The sequence below is a fragment of the Plantibacter sp. Mn2098 genome (assembly GCF_049319745.1).
GTDB lineage: Bacteria > Actinomycetota > Actinomycetes > Actinomycetales > Microbacteriaceae > Plantibacter.
The window spans coordinates 1-297 of the sequence record NZ_JBMOUH010000023.1 but is presented as its reverse complement, the minus strand read 5'-3'; the positions used below and the strand labels follow the sequence as shown (position 1 = coordinate 297).

General features: G+C 60.9%; 2 tRNA genes. Both read right to left on the bottom strand.

The annotated features are described in order from the left end of the window. Position 1: 1 nt before the first annotated feature. Positions 2–74, bottom strand: a tRNA-Glu gene (locus tag ACL9RL_RS19745). A gap of 148 nt (positions 75–222) precedes the next feature. After that, positions 223–295 (bottom strand) — tRNA-Glu (locus tag ACL9RL_RS19740). Positions 296–297: the final 2 nt, after the last annotated feature.

Sequence of the window (297 nt, the reverse complement as noted above, 5' to 3'; positions counted from 1 at the left end):
GTGACCCCAACGGGATTTGAACCCGTGCTGCCGCCGTGAGAGGGCGGTGTCCTAGGCCGCTAAACGATGGGGCCGGACGAGGAAACAGTATGCCACATCAGTCCAGCGATGAAAAATCGTCGGCAGGACCGCGGTGACCGGTGTTTCCAGTGTTGTTCAGGCACAGCACAACACCCCGGCCTTCTTCACAAGGAAGAAGATCCGGAGGCGTTCTGACTGATGTGACCCCAACGGGATTTGAACCCGTGCTGCCGCCGTGAGAGGGCGGTGTCCTAGGCCGCTAAACGATGGGGCCGG